We start from the raw sequence: 16,316 nt of genomic DNA on the forward strand, positions 1-16,316 counted from the left end.
ATATCGTCCCGGGTAGTCATAGCGCGCGTAGCTCTGGCCCTGATGATCGAGATCGGTGCCGTCACGCGGGTACTCGTGGTTGAAGCGCGGATTCTTGAACGTGTAGTCGCGTTGTACCTGGCGCGCGAACTCGGCCTGCGCGTAGGTGTCGGCGACGTCCCACACGCGCAGCGCGGTTTGCGGCACGTCGAACACGTCGGCGATGCCGTCGGCGATCGTGCGCGGCAGCGCGTACGGATCGCGTTCCGCGATCACGCGCGCGGTCCAGCGGCTGAACTTCGCGGACAGGCTGTCGTTCTCGTGGCCGTAGCGCACGAGTTCGGCGAGGCGGCGCTCGAGATGCTTGTTCTTGTCGCGCAGCATCTCCATCTGCCGCTCCTGCAGCGAGATCGCGGCCTTGCCGTGCGGGTTCGCGAGGCGGATCGTCGCGAGCAGTTCGGCGTGCTGCGCGAAGAATTCGGGATTGGCGAGCAGGTAGTCGGCGACTTCGCGATCGTTCATGTGGCTGGAGCGTTCAGTTATCAAGGACGTTGCAGGGTCAGGCGTGCAGGTCGATCTCGCCTTCGAACACGGTGGCGGCGGGCCCGGCCATCATCAGCGCGGCGGCTTCGTCGCGCGCGCCGTCCCAGCGGATCGTCAGCGTGCCGCCGTGCGTGTGCACGGTCACCGGCGAATCGAGCAGGCCGCGCCGGATGCCGGCCGCGACCGCCGCGCACGCGCCGGTGCCGCACGCGAGCGTCTCGCCCGCTGCGCGTTCGAACACGCGCAGCTTCACTTCGTCGCGCGACACGATCTGCATGAAGCCGACGTTCACGCGCTCCGGGAAGCGCGCGTGGTGCTCGATCAGCGGGCCTTCGTCGAGTACCGGATACGCTTCGGCATCGTCGACGACCTGCACTGCGTGCGGGTTGCCCATCGACACCGTCGAGATCCAGCGCGTCTGGCCGCCGACGTCGAGCGGCCACAGCGTGTCGCGGCCCTCGGTGCGGCCGTCGAGGCCCGCTGCGTCGAACGGCACCTGCGCGGGCGCGAACACGGGCGCACCCATGTCGACGACGACTTCGCCGTTGTCCTGCATCGTCAGCGTGATCAGGCCCTTCATCACCTGCACGCGCACGCTGCGCTTGTCGGTCAGGCCGCGGTCGCTGACGAACTTCACGAAGCAACGTGCGCCGTTGCCGCAGTGTTCGACCTCGCCGCCGTCGCAATTGAAGATCCGGTACTTGAAATCCGCGCCGTCGACGGTCGGTTTTTCGACGAGCAGCAGCTGGTCGGCGCCGATGCCGAAGTGGCGGTTGGCGAGCGCACGCACCTGCGCTTCGGTGAGCGGCGGCAATGCGCGCGAGTAGCCGTCGAGCACGACGAAGTCGTTGCCCGCGCCGTGCATCTTGGTGAACGAGAGTTTCACTGGGTCCGGATTTCCATGGCGAACAAGGCGGTCAGCGCGGCGTGCGCGATGCCGCGCCATGCGGGGCGGCGTCGTTCGTCGTGCTGATCTCAACCGCAAATGATACATGCAGCCGACAGGGGCGTCCTGCGCGGGCGGGGGGGCGGGTGGCGGAGAACTGGGGCACATCTGTCGATCGGTCGACTGGTTGCGTTTGCGGCAGACGGGCAGATTGATGCGATGTGTCGGACCTAGCGAGGTGGGAGCGGGGTTCGGCGAAAACACGGGATGGTGCGGACGCGTACTTTCGTACAGGTCAAATTGACAAGGCAATCAAGCGATTCGTATAGTGTGGCTATACGCGGGAGCCATGCTGTCGGCATCGCGACTCGAATGTGGGAGACCCATGATCAAGTCGTGGCAGCACAAGGGGCTGGAAGCGTTTTTCACGAACGGAAACAAGGCGGGCATCCGGCCCGACCATGCTCCAAGGTTACGGCGCCAGCTTGCACGTCTCGACGTTGCGAGCCGACCGCTCGACATGAACGTGCCGGGCTGGCGCTTTCACGGTCTGGCCCGGGGACTGGACGGCCATTTCGCGGTTAGCGTGAGCAGCAACTGGCGTCTGACGTTCAGTTTCGAGGGTGCCGATGCCGTCCTGGTCGATTACCAGGATTACCACTGAGGTGATTCAAACCATGACTCGCATCTTCAATCCGCCGCATCCGGGCGAAGCACTGCGTGACGACGTGCTGCCGGCATTCGGCCTGACCGTCACCGAGGCTGCCGCGCAACTCGGCGTCACGCGTGCGGCGCTGTCGCGCATTCTGCACGGTCACGCCGGGATTTCGCCGGAAATGGCGTTGCGCATCGAGGCGTGGCTCGGCGAGGAAAACGGCGGTCGCGCGGATCTGTGGCTCGCGCAGCAATCCGCTTACGACTTGTGGCAGGCACGCGCGAAAGGCGTGCCCAAGGTAGCCAGAGCGCAGGCGCGGGCGTGACCGCGCGCCCGCCGGGCACGGCTCAGTAGAAGCTCGGCTCGCCCTCCGGGCGCGTCTTGAAGCGCTTGTGGACCCAATAGTATTGCTCGGGCAGCAGCGGGATCTGTTCCTCGAGGAATTCGTTCATCCGCCGCGCGTCGAGATCGTCGTCGCCGGTCGGGTAGTGATCCCACGGCTTGAATACCTTCAGACGGTAGCCCTTGTAGTTCGGCAGCACTTCGCCGATGAACGGCACGACCTGCGCGCGGCCCGTCTTTGCGAGCCGGCCGACCGCCGTCAGCGTGCAGGCGGGCACGCCGAAGAACGGGACGAACGTCGAATTGCGCAGCCCGTAGTCCATGTCGGCGCCGAGCATCACCGGCTTGCGGTCGCGCAGCCAGCGCAGCACGACGCGCGCGCTGTCCGCGCGGCCGACCATCTCGGCGTCGAAACGCCCGCGCGCCTTCTTCGCCTCTTCCTCGAGCACCGCGTTCGAGAACGGCTGGTACAGCGACCCGCAGCGGCGGTGCAGCGAACGATTCAACCAGATCGAGCCGGCCTCGATGCCGACGAAATGCAGGCCGAGGAACAGCGTCGGCGGCAGGTCCGGATCGTCGAGATCGACCGCGCTGTCGACCTGGATCAGCTTCGCGAGCTTCTTCTCCGAGCCGAACCACTGCACGCTGCGCTCGACGTAGCTGCGGATCGCATGGCGGAAATGCTGCCCGGCCACTTCCTCGCGGCGCTCTTCGCTCCAGTCCGGGAAGCAGAGTTTCAGATTGGTGTGTACGATGCGCTTTCGCCGGCTGGGGATCTTGTAGAGCAGCCAGCCGAGACCATCGCCGAACCGTGCGGTCAGGCCGTACGGCAACAGGGCGAGCAGTTTCAGCAAGCCGATGGCGAGGTGCGTGGCTAGACGACCTAGCATGCGAAACCTCCGTGGAACCGGTTGGCCGGCGCGTTGCGAACAGGTGGGTAAGACAGCGGAAGATGCAGCACGGGCGGCGCTCTGTGACAATTCAGGAAAGCCGCTATAATACGGGCTTCGCCGAGTTAACTGACAACTTGCGGGGCGAAGCCGGCTAGCGCTACACGTGCTGCCCGGTCCTGGTAATCCGCTAAAGCGTCGCCGCTTCAGGCCCAACGAAGCTGGCTACGTGAAACCGACCGTAACCACACAGGAGCCTGAAAAAGTGGCAAACGATTATCTCTTCACGTCCGAATCCGTCTCCGAAGGCCATCCGGACAAGGTCGCGGACCAAATCTCGGACGCGATTCTCGACGCCATCCTCGAGCAAGACAAGTATTCCCGCGTCGCCGCGGAAACGCTGTGCAACACGGGTCTCGTCGTGCTGGCCGGTGAAATCACCACGACGGCCAACATCGACTACATCCAGATCGCGCGCGACACGATCAAGCGCATCGGCTACGACAACACCGACTACGGCATCGACTACAAGGGTTGCGCGGTGCTCGTCGCCTACGACAAGCAGTCGCCGGACATCGCCCAGGGCGTCGATCGTGCACACGACGACAACCTCGACCAGGGCGCGGGCGACCAGGGTCTGATGTTCGGTTACGCGTGCGACGAAACGCCGGAACTGATGCCGCTGCCGATCCACCTGTCGCACCGTCTCGTCGAGCGCCAGGCCAGCCTGCGCCGCGATGGCCGCCTGCAATGGCTGCGCCCGGACGCGAAGTCGCAGGTAACGATCCGCTACGTCGACGGCAAGCCCGATTCGATCGACACCGTCGTGCTGTCGACGCAGCACGCACCGGACATCGAGCTGCCGGCGCTGCGCGAAGCCGTGATCGAGGAAATCATCAAGCCGACGCTGCCGGCCGACCTGATCAAGGGCGACATCAAGTTCCTGGTGAACCCGACCGGCCGGTTCGTGATCGGCGGCCCGCAGGGCGATTGCGGCCTGACCGGCCGCAAGATCATCGTCGACACGTACGGCGGTGCCGCACCGCACGGCGGCGGCGCGTTCTCGGGCAAGGATCCGTCGAAGGTCGACCGTTCGGCTGCGTACGCAGGCCGCTACGTCGCGAAGAACATCGTCGCCGCGGGCCTCGCCTCGCGCGCGCTGATCCAGGTGTCGTACGCGATCGGCGTGGCCGAGCCGACCTCGGTGATGGTCAACACGTTCGGCACGGGCCGCGTGTCGGATGCGGTGATCACGAAGCTCGTGCGCGAGCATTTCGACCTGCGTCCGAAGGGCATCATCAAGATGCTCGACCTGCTGCGCCCGATCTACGAGAAGACTGCTGCTTACGGCCACTTCGGCCGCGAAGAGCCGGAATTCTCGTGGGAAGCGACCGACAAGGCGCTCGCCCTGGCCGAAGCGGCCGGCGTCGAGCCGACGGCACGCGTCGCGTAAGCGTCGTTCGCCTGAAATGAAAAACCCCGGCCATGCCGGGGTTTTTTTATGGGTTCCGATCGCCGGGGCAATCGGACAAGCGGGCCGCAGCGCGACGGCGATCGTCGCGCGCGGTGCCCGCCGGCGTGCGCTCAGCGCGCGCCGAACCCGAACCAGCCGTTGCTGGCCGCGAGGCGGCGCGGGCGGTTGACGCGGCGCTGCGGGCCGAGCGTGCGGCGCAGTGCGAGCGCGCGCAGCGACGACGGCTTCTGCAGCAGCGAGCGCAGGCCGGCGCGGCGCGAGAACGCCTGTGCGCTCATCATCGAGAAAAATGCGTGGAACCACGCACGGATACCGTCCAGCCGGCTGTGTGCGGGCGTACGCTCGGCCAGCGCCTGCGTGCGTGCGCGGTGATGGCGCAGCGAGCGGGCAGGAGCGGGCGGCACAACGCGCTTCGCAGCGCGGCTGAGACGGGAAGTCAGACGGAATGGCATGTGAACGATGCTTCGCTTGTATGGATGGCGCCCTGAAGAGCGCACTGGTATGAACGGCCTCGGAAGGCGCAACGGATCTTACCGAAACTCGCTGCGCGCCGCGCCCGCCAGAATTGACAGGCCGCGACAGGCTACAGGGGATTCATGACGGGCAAAAGTCGCGATAAACCCTTGTGCCACAAGGCGTGTGCCGCATACCGCCTGTCGGTGAGGCCAGCGCCGCGCCGCACAGTTCCCTTGAGCCGGATCAAATCATCGATTGGCATGCCCCTGCGCACGACAATGGTGCTGTTCGCGGCATCCGGCGCCGATTTACAATCGTCACATTCACACAATAAACGTCTGGCATCCCATGTCGTCTCCATTGCAGTCGGAATCGATCCGCGCGCAAGTCGCGGAATTGCGCGAGCGCGGCTTCGTCGTCGCGCGTGGCCTCGTCGGCGAGGCACAGTGCGCGGCGCTCAGGCAGGTTGCGGAGCGCCAGTTGCGGGAGGCCGCCGAGCCGATCGAGTTCGAGGCGGACCTGCGCTATCCGGGCGCGCCCGAATCCAAGCACGCACCGGGCGGGCATACGGTGCGTCGGCTGCTCGATGCGTACTCGCGCGATCCGGCTTTCGCCGAGCGGGCGATCGCCCCCGAAATCGGCGCGTGGATGCGCGAGTATTTCGGCGAAGAACCGGTGCTGTCGCGCGCGCATCACAACTGCATGATGACGAAGCACCCCGCGTACGGCAGCCTGACCGGCTGGCATCGCGATTTCCGCTACTGGTCGTTCGAGCGTCCGGACATGGTGTCGGTGTGGCTCGCGCTCGGGCCGGAAACGAACGAGAACGGCGCGCTGTGGCTCGTACCGGGGTCGCATACGGCTGAATTCGGGCCTGAAGCGTTCGACGATGCGAAGTTCTTCCGCAGCGACCTGCCGGCGAACAAGAAAATGATCGATGCGGCCACGTGCCCGTCGCTGCAGACGGGCGACGTCGTGTTCTTCCACAGCAACACGCTGCATTCGGCCGGGCAGAACCGTTCCGACCAGGTGAAGTTCTCGCTCGTGTACACCTACCACGGCGCGAGCAACCGGCCGTTGCCCGGCACGCGCTCGGCGTCGAAGCAGGAAGTGCCGTTCTAGGTTCGGTGCGGACGGGCGGCGGCACCGCCGCGGTTACGCGATGCGGCGCATCGCGGGCGAATGGAACAACGGGCGGCTTGGCCGCCCGTTTCGTTTGGCGCGGCCCGATCGTGCGACGCGGGCCGTTCGCGGGTCGCGCGGCTGTGCGCTCAGCGCTTGCCGCCTGGCATCGCGAGGCCGATCAGGCCGATGAACGATGCGACGGCGCCGCCTGCGATCAGCAGGATCGTCTTCGTCGCGGGCGAACCGGTGAAGAAGCGCGACACGTTGTCGTTGATCGAATGGAACGACTGGCCGCCGAAATACAGCAGCACGACGCCGCCGACGAGCAGCGCAACCGAGATGACCCGGGACATACCAACCTCGCTGAAACGATGATTCGAGACGCCGCAGTGTAGGCGACGACCGCGGCTGCGTCCATCGCCGTGCCGCCGTGCGTGTTCCGGCCGCTTTCGCTACCATAGTCGTCGTATGACTCTTTCGCCGCCGCCGCGCCGTGTGCGCGGCCGGCGCGCGTCCCTTTCTCCGATGTCCTGACGGAACCGACTCATGGCCTACGAAGCAGCTTCCGAACGTTATGCCGACATGCAATACCGCACCTGCGGCAAATCCGGGCTCAAACTGCCCGCGCTGTCGCTCGGCCTGTGGCACAACTTCGGCGACTCGACGCCGATCTCGACGCAGCGCGAGATCCTGCGCACCGCGTTCGACCTCGGCATCAACCACTTCGACCTCGCGAACAACTACGGGCCGCCGTACGGCAGCGCCGAAACCAACTTCGGCCGGCTGCTGAAGGAGGATTTCCGGCCGTATCGCGACGAACTGCTGATCTCGACGAAGGCCGGCTGGGACATGTGGCCGGGGCCGTACGGCAGCGGCGGCGGGTCGCGCAAGTACGTGCTCGCGAGCCTCGACCAGAGCCTGCAGCGGATGGGGCTCGACTACGTCGACATCTTCTATTCGCACCGCTTCGACGCGCACACGCCGCTCGAGGAAACGGCGGGCGCGCTCGCGTCGGCCGTGCAGCAGGGCAAGGCGCTCTACATCGGCATTTCGTCGTATTCGGCGGCGAAGACGCGCGAGATGGCCGAGCTGCTCGCGCAGTACAAGGTGCCGCTGCTGATCCACCAGCCGTCGTACAACCTGCTGAACCGCTGGGTCGAAACCGAACTGCTCGGCACGCTCGACGAGATCGGCACGGGCAGCATCGCGTTCACGCCGCTCGCGCAGGGGCTGCTCACGTCGAAGTACCTGAACGGCGTGCCGGCCGACGCGCGCGTGAACAAGCCGGGCGGCGGTTCGCTGAAGCAGGATCACCTGAGCGCGGACAACCTCGACCATGTGCGCAAACTCAACGCGATCGCCGAACGGCGCGGGCAGAGCCTCGCGCAGATGGCGCTCGCATGGGTGTTGCGCAATGGGCGCGTGACGTCCGCGCTGATCGGCGCGAGCCGCGCGGAGCAGGTGCGTGAAAACGTCGGCGCGCTGAAGAACCTCGAGTTCTCGGCGGACGAACTCGCGGAGATCGATCGTTACGCGACGGAAGGCGGCATCAATCTGTGGGAAAAGCCGTCCACCGATCAGTCGATCTGACCGGCAGACGCTACGGCATGCGAAACATCGCGTGCCGTATCGATGGCTTGCGCGCAGCACATCGCATCGCTGCGATGCAGCGATGCGCGCCACGCACGGATTGCGCCGCTAGATCAGCGCAGGCAGGCCTTCGACGAGCAATACCGCGACGCCGACGCCGAGGATGACGCCCAGCACGCGCAGCAGGTTGTGGCGGAATTCGGTTGCGCACGGCACCGCGCCGAGAAATAGCGCTCCGGCCAGCGCCATCGGAATCAACAGGATGAAGTCGCCGATCGTGAAGTAGGTCGTCATGCGTGTCTCCAAGGTCGACCGGAGTGGGCGCTGGCGCGCTTGCTCCGGCCCCATGCCGGGTGTTTCTAGTATTGGTCCGACCCGATTGCGAACGGGGCGGTCAGTTCGAGTATAGGCAACCCGCAGTGCTTTTCGCTATCCGAACCATTAAAAAATCAGCGGAAAGCCCCGCGAATCACGCATTTTTCCCGCAAGTTGGACGAATGCCTTGCACGTATCTTTCCCGTGCCTTTCGATTGATGCGGAATCGTCGTACATGTCCGATGCGTGCCGCCGCACCCGTGGGCGCGGCGGCACGCCCGCTCATGCGCGGTCGGGTTGCACGCGGGCGGCCGGCGCGCGGAACACGAGCGCGAGCCCGGCGATGATCGCGCCCATGCCGGCAAGTGCGAGCGGCTCGGGCCGGTTGCCGAGCCACGCGGCATCCATCAGCGTGGTGACGACGGGCACGAGATAGAACAGGCTCGTCACGTTGACGAGATCGCCGCGCTGCATCAACCGGTAGAACAACAGTTGCGCGATCACCGAAATCACGATGCCGAGCCACAGCAGCGGGATCACGAACGACCAGCTCATGTCGAATGACACCGGCCGGAACGGCACGATCGCCACGCACAGTGCGAGGCCGATCGCATTCTGCAGCGGCAGCACGTCGGCGGGCGCCGCCCGCACGCGCTTCTGCAGCAGCGAGCCGGCGGTCAGCGCGACGAGCGCGGTGAGCGCGCACGCGATGCCGACGAGAGACAGGCCGCCGTCCCCGGTACTGCGGAACACGACGAGCGCGAGGCCGGTCAGCGACAGCGCGAGCCCCGCGATGCGCACGGGCTGCCAGCGCCGCTCGACGATCGCGAGCGTGAGGATCGGCTGCACGCCGAGGATCGTCGCGAGCACGCCCGGCGCGATCCCGCGTTCGAGCGCGAGCAGGTAGAAGATCGAATAGCCGCCCATCATCAGCAAGCCGGTCAGTGCGGCCATGCGCCGCTCGCCGCGCGGCGGCAGCCAGCGTTTGCGCATGAAGGCCAGCCCGAGCAGCACGAGCGATGCCAGTGCGAAACGTGCGGTGAGAAAGACGAACGCGGATGCGTGACGCAGACCGAGTTCAGCGAAGATCGCGCCGCTGCTCCACAGCAGCACGAAGAGCGACGTCGCGCCATGCGCGGCGAGCGCGCGTTTGAACGAAACCATGTGAATCCACCTGTCGAACGGATCGGAACGTTCCATCCGCGCGCGCAGCAACACGCCGTGCGTCACGACGCACGAAGGCAGGCCTGCGGGCGAATGGAAGACGAAACGGAAGCCGGCTGGTCAGCCGGCGCGTGCCGCCGGAGGGGGCGGCGCGGCGCCGACGAGCGGCGGTGCGACAGGAGGAGGAAGAACCGACGGATGCGCGCACGCCTGCGGCCGCGAGTCGAACTGCGGCCGGGATTTTGCAAGGGCGGACGTGAGCGGATGCATCGTGTCGGAATGCGCTTGAACGCGAATGAGCATCAAAGGTAACGCAAGGCCGGCATCGGACGCAACACCTGTCGCGTGGCATCGCATGATGAGGGGCGATGCGTACGCAACGGTCGCTGCGGTGGCCGCGCTCGAGGCAGGGGGAAGGCGATGACGGCGAAGCGCGGTTCGGCAACCGCTGCCGCCAGTTGCGCGAAATTGCCTGGCGAACCGGCACCGGGCCCACGATGCGCGCGGGACGTCCGTCACGTGCGCGCCGCGGTGATGCCGGGGATTCGGCGGACAGTCACATTCGACAGGGTATGATGGGGGTAACCGGGCAGGCAAGCGCCTGCCCGGCGCAGTGGTTGATTGGAGACATTCGACGAATTCGCGGCACTTCGCCTGCTTCTTCTTCTTTTCGTGCTTCGATAAACCGTGAACAATGGGATTACGCGCAACGCTCCGTCGAGAGCGCGCGGATCGTGCATTTGCCGGCCCCCAGCGGGCCGGGTTTCAAGATTCAAGAGTGGGGAACCATCATGCATGTCGGGTCGATTGTCTGCACTACCCATATCGCGGTGCCGAAGGGCGCGCGCGGCATCGTCCAGCGCGTCCTGGGCGACATGGCCATGGTGACCTGGTACGCGGGCGTACCGGGCGAGTCGAAGGAACTCAACACCGAGCCGTTCTTTCTCGAGGACCTGATCGACACCGGCGAATCCGTGCTGCCGGCCGGCGCGGCGCTCCACTAAGCGCAACCACCGCACCGGGCGCTCGTCTTTCGGCCCGGCTGGCGGCACAATGCGGGGCATGAAAGACGTCACTTCCGCTCCCGCTTCTCCCGCCGGCCCGCCGTTCGCCGGACTCACGCCCGAGTGCGTGCTCGACGCGCTCGACAGCGTGCTGATGCCGGCCGGCCTGCGCACCGACGGGCGCCTGCTCGCGCTCAACAGCTACGAAAACCGCGTGTATCAGGTGGGCATCGAAGATGGCCCGCCGGTCGTCGCGAAGTTCTATCGTCCGGCACGCTGGTCGGACGAAGCGATCCTCGAAGAGCACGCGTTCGTCACCGAACTCGCCGCGCGCGAGATTCCGGCGGTGCCCGCGCGCGCATTCGAAGGCCGGACGCTGCACGCGTTCGACGGATTCCGCTTCTCGATCTTCGAGCGGCGCGGCGGCCGCGCACCCGATCTCGATCGCAGCGACACGCTCGAATGGCTGGGCCGCTTCATCGGCCGGATCCATGCGGTCGGCGCGACGCAGCCGTATGTCGCGCGCCCCGTGCTCGACATCAAGACGTTCGGCTACGAGCCGCGCGACTACCTGCTCGCGCACGATTTCATTCCGGACGATGTACGGCCCGCCTACGAGACGGCCGTGACGCTCGCGCTCGAAGGCGTCGAGGCCGCGTTCGAGCGGGCGGGGGAGATCCGCCTGCTGCGCACGCACGGCGACTGTCATCCGAGCAACGTGCTGTGGACCGACGCCGGCCCGCACTTCGTCGACTTCGACGACAGCCGGATGGCGCCCGCGATCCAGGATCTGTGGCTGCTGCTGCCGGGCGATCGCGAAGGCGCATCGCGTGCGCTGGCGGACCTGTTGGCCGGCTACGAGGATTTCTGCGAATTCGAGCCGCGTGAGCTGCATCTCGTCGAAGCGCTGCGCACGCTGCGGCTGATCCATTACGCGGCATGGCTCGCGCGACGCTGGGACGATCCCGCATTTCCGGCCGCGTTCCCGTGGTTCAACACGCATCGTTACTGGGAAGCGCGCGTGCTCGAGTTGCGCGAGCAGATCGGCGCGATGCAGGAAGGGCCGCTCTGGCCCGTGTGACGGCGCGCGCGGCACCCTCGCCGCGCGGCATGCTGGTGCGGGCCGCGGCGAGATGCGCGCGGCCCGTTCCACTCAGAACTTCAGCATCAGCTTGATCAGCGCGGCGAAGCGCTTGCCGTACGGCGGCGCGAGCAGGTTGCGCGCGTTCAGGCGCGCCTGCGTGAGCACCGGTTTCATCTTCGAGAACGTCACGAAGCCGTCGTAGCCGTGATACGCGCCCATGCCGCTCGCACCGACACCACCGAACGGCAAACTGCCGCACGCGATGTGCATCAGCGTTTCGTTGATCGACACGCCGCCCGAGATCGTTTCGCGCATCACGCGGTCGATCGTGCCGCCGTCCTCGTCGAACAGGTAGAGCGCGAGCGGACGCGGGCGCGCATTCACGTACGCGATCGCTTCATCGAGCCGTTCGTACGGCACGAGCGGCAGCAGCGGCCCGAAGATTTCCTCCTGCATCAGCTGCGACGCGGCCGGCACCTGCGTGACCGCGCACGGCACGAAGCGGCGCGACGCGGGATCGGATTGCGCGTCGGACAGCGGATGCAGTTGCGCGCCGGCCGTCTGCGCGTCGCTCGCGAGTTGCTGCAGCCGGGCGTAGTGGCGCGGCGACACGATCGTCGTGTAGTCGCCGTTGGCCGACAGGTCGGGATACATCTTCGCGAACCGGGCGCGCGCGCGTTCGATGAACGCGGCTTCCATCCCGCGCGGCAGCAGCACGTAGTCGGGCGCGATGCAGGTCTGGCCCGCGTTCAGCGTCTTGCCCGCGACGATCGCGTCGACGGCCGCATCGAAGCGCGCGTTCGGGCCGACGATCGCCGGCGACTTGCCGCCGAGTTCGAGCGTGACGGGCGTGAGGTTGTCGGCGGCCGCGCGCATCACGTGGCGGCCGACGTGCGTCGAGCCGGTGAACAGCAGATGATCGAACGGCAGCCCGCTGAACGCGGCGCCCACTTCCGCATCGCCGTTCACGACCGCGACGTGGTCGCGCGTGAAGGTCTTGGCAATGAGCTGCTCGAACAGCGCCGACGTGCGCGGCGTCAGTTCGGACATCTTGATGATCGCGCGGTTGCCGGCCGCGAGCGCGCAGATCAGCGGGCCGGCCGCGAGCAGCACCGGATAGTTCCACGGCACGACGATGCCGACCACGCCGAGCGGCTGCGGAATCACCTTCGCGCGCGCCGGGCGCAGCCACTTGTTCATCGGCTTGCGCATCGGCTTCATCCAGCGCTTGCCGTGCTTGAGCGCGTCGTCGATCTCTTCCTTCGCCATCCAGATTTCCGACAGCAGCACTTCCTGCTTCGCGCGATGACCGAAATCGGCGCTGATCGCTTCGGCGAGTGCGTCCGCATGGTCGATCAGCATCGTGCGCAGCGCGCGCAGGTGCTGCACGCGCGTTTCCCATGCCGGGTACGGCGCGCGCAGGTAGGCCGCGCGCTGGTCGCGCAGCAGCGCCGTCAGTGCATCGACCGACGGCAGCGCTTGCGGGGCCAGTTCGGGCAGGTCGTTCTTCATGTCGTCTCCTCCAGTTGGGCCTGGCTGGTCGGCCGGCCGTCACGCCGCACGCGCACGCTCGGCGAGCGCGGCGACGCGGATCGGGGTGGTGCGTGTCGCGCGGCGCGGGGCCGGATGCGACGTGTGCTCGAAAACCGGTTGCCGCGTGTCGCGGGCGTCGCATCCACGCGACGGTGTGTGCATCCGGAAACCGTGTCGCGGCGCATCTGCATGCAGCGCGATGCGACTGTTACCGGGCGCGCGACGCTGCGGTGCGACTGCCTGACGGTGCACCGAAGCGGGGCAGCGCGACAGGTCCTTCAAACCATGCCGCAGTGCATCGTGCCGCCGCGGCGACAAACCATCCAAACGGTCGGCAACGACACGCGCCGTTCGATTTCGATCGACTGCGCGCATGACGCCGCGCATCCCTGCGCGGGCAGCCGTTTGAAATGAAATGCGGGCTGCGCGCATCGCATCCGGACAACCCGGTCGGCACGCAGCCTGCAGAACCTGGCGCTGCATCGTCGTCACACCTGTTTCGCGGCGGATCGGCTTCTCGTGGCCGGCGCGTCGCGCAAAGCGAATCGGTACATCTTAAATTTAGTTCACGCGGGCGTTTAGAGGAATCGCTCTTGAATCCGCACGCCGCGCGCGCGACGGCCATTCCTACAATGCCCGAACACGAGGGTCTGTTTGCAGATGGAACACGCATGCGTTGCCATGAGAACGGCCGCTCGCGAGGCGCGCGACGCCGCGAATACTGACGTATTCGCAAGGAGCGCAACGCGGCGAGCGGCCGTTCTCATGGCAACCCCAAATTAAAAAAAACATGTCACGGGAATGCCCGAAATCGCCCGTATGGCGGCGTCGCTCGTCGCTTGTTTGGCTCGGCCAAACGGCGCTCCTCGCTCCTTGCCATACGCCCCGAAGGAAGTCCCCTTGGGGGACGAGCGATTTCGGGCATTCGCATGCGTGCTCCATCTGCAAACAGACCCTCCAAAGAGGGGACGCGGTCGCGCGGCGGTGCCGGGCGCCTTCCATGACACGACGGAGACGTGACATGCAATACGACTACATCATCGTCGGCGGCGGTTCGGGCGGGTCGAGCCTGGCAGGCCGTCTCGCCGATGCCTGCCCCGATGCGACGATCGCGCTGATCGAGGCCGGCTCGCATACGGAGCGCAACCTGCTCGTCAACATGCCGGTCGGCATCGCGGCGCTGGTGCCGTTCAAGCTCGGCACGAACTACGGCTACGAAACGGTGCCGCAGCCGGGCCTCGGCGGGCGGCGCGGCTACCAGCCGCGCGGGCGCGGGATGGGCGGCTCGAGCGCGATCAACGCGATGATCTACACGCGCGGCCACCCGGGCGACTACGACGAATGGGCGCAGCTCGGTGCGACGGGCTGGGGCTGGCAGGACGTGCTGCCGTATTTCCGTCGCGCGGAAGGCAACGCGCGCGGCGCCGATGCGTGGCACGGTGCGGACGGCCCGCTGTCGGTGTCGGATCTGCGCTTTCGCAATCCGTTCTCCGAACGATTCATCCAGGCCGCGCACGCGGCCGGCTATCCGCTGAACGACGACTTCAACGGCGCGACGCAGGAAGGTGTCGGCTTCTATCAGGTCACGCACCGCGACGGCTCGCGCTGCAGCGTCGCCCGCGCGTATATCTACGGCCGCAACCGGCCGAACCTGCACGTGATCACCGATGCGACGGTGCTGCGCGTCGTGTTCGACGGCAAGCGTGCGGCCGGCGTCGCGGTCGCCCGCAACGGGCGTGTCGAGACGCTCGACGCGCGCGCGGAAGTGATCCTGTCGGCCGGCGCGTTCAATTCGCCGCAACTGCTGATGTGTTCGGGGATCGGCCCGGCGGAGCAGCTGCGCCGGCACGGGATCGCGGTCGTGCAGGATGCGCCGGACGTCGGCACGAACCTGATCGACCATATCGACTTCATCATCAATACGCGCGTGAATTCGTCGGAGCTGGTCGGCGTGTGCCTGCGCGGGATCGCGAAGATGACGCCCGCGCTCGCGCGCTATTTCTCGAGCCGCACCGGGATGATGACGAGCAACGTCGCGGAGGCCGGCGGCTTCATCAAGAGCGATCCGTCGCTCGAGCGTCCCGACCTGCAGCTGCATTTCTGCACGGCGCTCGTGGACGACCACAACCGCAAGATGCACTGGGGCTTCGGCTATTCGCTGCACGTGTGCGCGCTGCGGCCGTTCAGCCGCGGCACGGTGGCGCTCGCGAGCGGCGATGCGCGCGACGCACCGCTGATCGATCCGCGCTTCTTCAGCGATGCGCGCGATCTCGACCTGCTCGTGCGCGGCACGCAGGCGATGCGCAAGATCCTGTCGCAGGCACCGCTCGCGTCGCAGGGCGGGCGCGAGCTGTACACGCGGGCCGACCAGAGCGAAGCGGAGCTGCGCAAGACGATCGTCGAGCATGCCGACACGATCTATCACCCGGTCGGCACCTGCCGGATGGGTTCGGACGCGCGCGCGGTCGTCGATCCGCAACTGCGCGTGCGCGGCGTCGAAGGGTTGCGCGTGGTGGATGCGTCGGTGATGCCGACGCTGGTCGGCGGGAACACGAATGCGCCGTCGGTGATGATCGGCGAACGTGCGGCGGACTTCATCGTCGCGACGCGCAAGGGCGCGGCGACGCGCGGCGAGGCCGCCGCGGCCGTGCACGGCCGCTGAGCGGCGCGCACACGGCGGCAGCCATGCTCAGGCAAACGTATCGACGAGGCCGGCGCGGCTCACGCTCGCGGCGGCCGGTGCGGATTGCGCAGCGTCGACCGGTGCATCGACGGCTGACGATCCGCCGCTCCCGCGCCGCGACGACTGGCCGCCGGCGAAGGTCTGTTGCGGGTTCTGCTGCTGCGCGAAGCCGCCGTCGCTGACGGTCGCGCTGCCGAGCCCGAGCCCGCCCGCTTCCATGGCCTCGCGCAGCTTCGGCAGCGCGGCTTCGACCGCGTCGCGCACCTGCGCGTGCTGCGACACGAACAGCGCGTGCGCGTGGTTGTCCGCGACGCGCAGCACGACCTGCAGCGGCCCGAGATCGGCCGGGTTGAGCGTCAGCTCGGCGCTCTGCTGATGCGCATTCGACAGGAACACGACCTTCTGGCTCAGCGCGTCCGTCCAGTCCGGCGTGCCGATGTGCGGCGCGAGCACGTGCGCGTTCGCGGCGGCGGCCTTCGAAGCGCGGGATATCGGCGGCGAGGGTGCGCACCTGTGTCACGCCGCGCGTCACGTCGGTCTGGTTGCCGCGCCCGGCATCGCGTAGCCGCTGCGACAGCGCGACGCGCTGCTTC

General features: G+C 67.1%; 17 protein-coding genes and 1 pseudogene. 8 read left to right on the forward strand and 10 right to left on the reverse strand.

Annotated features, from left to right (window positions below; all coding sequences use genetic code 11):
* Together G3N61_RS33510 and dapF are read right to left on the reverse strand one after the other, a co-directional pair.
* A partial coding sequence (locus G3N61_RS33510; protein ID WP_241018022.1) for a DUF484 family protein occupies positions 1-501 on the reverse strand: 501 nt, incomplete at its 3' end.
* Between the two features lie 37 nt (positions 502-538).
* On the reverse strand, positions 539-1,408 hold the full coding sequence (gene dapF / locus G3N61_RS33515) for a diaminopimelate epimerase (protein WP_205824519.1): 870 nt from the start codon (positions 1,406-1,408) through the stop codon (positions 539-541).
* Positions 1,409-1,793: 385 nt separating this feature from the next.
* Between dapF and G3N61_RS33520 the strand changes: the two genes are divergently transcribed.
* Together G3N61_RS33520 and G3N61_RS33525 are read left to right on the forward strand one after the other, a co-directional pair.
* A complete protein-coding gene (locus tag G3N61_RS33520) occupies positions 1,794-2,072 on the forward strand; it encodes a type II toxin-antitoxin system RelE/ParE family toxin (RefSeq protein ID WP_089451428.1) in 279 nt (92 codons plus the stop codon).
* 13 nt (positions 2,073-2,085) lie between these two features.
* Positions 2,086-2,388, forward strand: a complete 303-nt coding sequence (locus tag G3N61_RS33525; RefSeq protein WP_069249121.1) for a HigA family addiction module antitoxin — start codon at positions 2,086-2,088, stop codon at positions 2,386-2,388.
* Between the two features lie 22 nt (positions 2,389-2,410).
* On the opposite strand, the gene lpxL is transcribed toward G3N61_RS33525, so the two are convergent.
* Entirely contained in the window at positions 2,411-3,295 is an 885-nt protein-coding gene (lpxL, locus tag G3N61_RS33530; RefSeq protein WP_205824520.1) for a lauroyl acyltransferase LpxL, read from the reverse strand.
* Between the two features lie 265 nt (positions 3,296-3,560).
* On the opposite strand from lpxL, the gene metK reads away from it, so the two are divergent.
* Positions 3,561-4,748: a methionine adenosyltransferase gene (gene metK / locus G3N61_RS33535; protein WP_043184698.1), complete on the forward strand. Its 1,188-nt coding sequence runs from the start codon at positions 3,561-3,563 to the stop codon at positions 4,746-4,748.
* Positions 4,749-4,879: 131 nt separating this feature from the next.
* On the opposite strand, the gene G3N61_RS33540 is transcribed toward metK, so the two are convergent.
* Positions 4,880-5,221 (reverse strand): hypothetical protein, encoded by a 342-nt coding sequence (locus tag G3N61_RS33540; RefSeq protein WP_039353869.1) that lies wholly within the window; start codon positions 5,219-5,221, stop codon positions 4,880-4,882.
* A gap of 352 nt (positions 5,222-5,573) precedes the next feature.
* On the opposite strand from G3N61_RS33540, the gene G3N61_RS33545 reads away from it, so the two are divergent.
* The gene (locus tag G3N61_RS33545; RefSeq protein WP_043184697.1) at positions 5,574-6,347 is read left to right on the forward strand and encodes a phytanoyl-CoA dioxygenase family protein; all 774 of its coding nucleotides are present in this window, start codon (positions 5,574-5,576) and stop codon (positions 6,345-6,347) included.
* Positions 6,348-6,496: 149 nt separating this feature from the next.
* Here the strand turns inward: G3N61_RS33545 and G3N61_RS33550 are convergent, their stop codons facing one another.
* Positions 6,497-6,703 carry a DUF3185 family protein gene (locus G3N61_RS33550; protein WP_031399695.1) on the reverse strand — a complete coding sequence of 69 codons (207 nt, stop codon included), beginning with the start codon at positions 6,701-6,703 and terminating at the stop codon, positions 6,497-6,499.
* Between the two features lie 193 nt (positions 6,704-6,896).
* Here G3N61_RS33550 and mgrA point away from each other — a divergent pair, with 193 nt between their 5' ends.
* Positions 6,897-7,940 carry an L-glyceraldehyde 3-phosphate reductase gene (gene mgrA / locus G3N61_RS33555; protein WP_205824521.1) on the forward strand — a complete coding sequence of 348 codons (1,044 nt, stop codon included), beginning with the start codon at positions 6,897-6,899 and terminating at the stop codon, positions 7,938-7,940.
* A 108-nt stretch (positions 7,941-8,048) separates the two neighbouring features.
* Here mgrA and G3N61_RS33560 read toward each other — a convergent pair whose 3' ends face one another.
* A complete protein-coding gene (locus G3N61_RS33560; RefSeq protein WP_011353526.1) occupies positions 8,049-8,234 on the reverse strand; it encodes a hypothetical protein in 186 nt (61 codons plus the stop codon).
* A gap of 303 nt (positions 8,235-8,537) precedes the next feature.
* Positions 8,538-9,419: a DMT family transporter gene (locus tag G3N61_RS33565; RefSeq protein ID WP_205824522.1), complete on the reverse strand. Its 882-nt coding sequence runs from the start codon at positions 9,417-9,419 to the stop codon at positions 8,538-8,540.
* 791 nt (positions 9,420-10,210) lie between these two features.
* Here G3N61_RS33565 and G3N61_RS33570 point away from each other — a divergent pair.
* Together G3N61_RS33570 and G3N61_RS33575 are read left to right on the forward strand one after the other, a co-directional pair.
* Entirely contained in the window at positions 10,211-10,423 is a 213-nt protein-coding gene (locus G3N61_RS33570; RefSeq protein WP_011353523.1) for a hypothetical protein, read from the forward strand.
* Between the two features lie 49 nt (positions 10,424-10,472).
* Positions 10,473-11,504 (forward strand): serine/threonine protein kinase, encoded by a 1,032-nt coding sequence (locus G3N61_RS33575; RefSeq protein WP_175026295.1) that lies wholly within the window; start codon positions 10,473-10,475, stop codon positions 11,502-11,504.
* Between the two features lie 72 nt (positions 11,505-11,576).
* On the opposite strand, the gene G3N61_RS33580 is transcribed toward G3N61_RS33575, so the two are convergent.
* A complete protein-coding gene (locus G3N61_RS33580; RefSeq protein ID WP_043184694.1) occupies positions 11,577-13,019 on the reverse strand; it encodes a coniferyl aldehyde dehydrogenase in 1,443 nt (480 codons plus the stop codon).
* Positions 13,020-13,058: 39 nt separating this feature from the next.
* Positions 13,059-13,532 (reverse strand): hypothetical protein, encoded by a 474-nt coding sequence (locus G3N61_RS33585; RefSeq protein WP_205824523.1) that lies wholly within the window; start codon positions 13,530-13,532, stop codon positions 13,059-13,061.
* Between the two features lie 529 nt (positions 13,533-14,061).
* On the opposite strand from G3N61_RS33585, the gene G3N61_RS33590 reads away from it, so the two are divergent.
* Positions 14,062-15,702, forward strand: coding sequence for a GMC family oxidoreductase N-terminal domain-containing protein (locus G3N61_RS33590; RefSeq protein ID WP_205824524.1), 1,641 nt, complete (start codon positions 14,062-14,064; stop codon positions 15,700-15,702).
* Positions 15,703-15,729: 27 nt separating this feature from the next.
* Here the strand turns inward: G3N61_RS33590 and G3N61_RS33595 are convergent.
* Positions 15,730-16,194 (reverse strand): annotated as a pseudogene (locus tag G3N61_RS33595) (flagellar hook-length control protein FliK); the annotation flags it as partial.
* Positions 16,195-16,316 lie beyond the last annotated feature (122 nt).

This window comes from Burkholderia sp. Ac-20349, from assembly GCF_017104865.1.
Taxonomy (GTDB): Bacteria; Pseudomonadota; Gammaproteobacteria; order Burkholderiales; family Burkholderiaceae; genus Burkholderia; species Burkholderia aenigmatica.